Origin of the sequence: Paraburkholderia xenovorans, from assembly GCF_046030735.1 — a bacterium.
GTDB lineage: Bacteria > Pseudomonadota > Gammaproteobacteria > Burkholderiales > Burkholderiaceae > Paraburkholderia > Paraburkholderia xenovorans_A.
Window position 1 is genome coordinate 1 of sequence record NZ_JAQQBV010000123.1, and the last position, 393, is coordinate 393.

General features: G+C 62.8%; 1 protein-coding gene. It reads left to right on the forward strand.

Annotated features, from left to right (window positions below):
• Positions 1-85: 85 nt before the first annotated feature.
• On the forward strand, positions 86-393 hold a 308-nt coding region (locus PQQ51_RS34410; RefSeq protein WP_408501636.1), incomplete at its 3' end, for a helix-turn-helix domain-containing protein.

Here is a 393-nt window from a genome sequence, read left to right on the forward strand (position 1 = left end):
GTGTTACGGCAAAGCTGTAATGTCGTACCTGGGCAAAGCTGAAACGTCGCATGTCATGCTGGCTGACCTTTGACGGGAGGCTCGCATGACGACATCCGGGACGATCACCATGACGATGCGCGAGGTTGACCGGCTCAGGACGGTCCAGTCGGTGGTCGATGGCCTGCTGATGCCGTGGCAAGCCGCAGAGCGGCTTCATCTGAGCCGGCGTCAGGTTGAGCGGCTGACCGTGCGCTATCGCAGCCAGGGCGCGTCGGGACTGCTGTCACGGCATCGTGGGCATCCGAGCAACTACCAGCTGGCAGACGGCGTGGCCGAGCGCGCGTTGAACCTGATTCGGGATTGTTACCCGGATTTTGGCCCGACGCTGGCGTGCGAGAAGCTGCGCGAATG